Raw genomic sequence first — 256 nt, forward strand, 5'->3', positions numbered from 1 at the left:
CGGTCAGCGTGGCAGTGGCTCGGTCGCCATCCCCGTCCTCGAGGGTGTAGGTGAACACGTCGCTGCCGGTGGCATCGGGGTTGGCCACGTAGGTGAAGCTGCCATCGGCGTTCAGCGTCAGGGTGCCGTAGTTGCCTTCGATGGCGCTGCCCACGTTGCCCGTGACCTCGCCGCCGTCGCTGTCGCCCAGGGCCACGCCGACCACGGCGCCGTCGTCCGCGCGGCTATCGGCGCCCAGCTGGTCGTTCGCCTTGAC

The 256-nt window shown here is 70.3% G+C and carries 1 protein-coding gene; it reads right to left on the minus strand.

What is annotated here, in order from left to right:
• A partial coding sequence (locus ACR80S_RS17155) for an Ig-like domain-containing protein (protein WP_435403912.1) occupies positions 1 to 256 on the minus strand: 256 nt, incomplete at both ends.

Source organism: Halomonas salsilacus (assembly GCF_051216275.1).
Lineage (GTDB): Bacteria > Pseudomonadota > Gammaproteobacteria > Pseudomonadales > Halomonadaceae > Halomonas.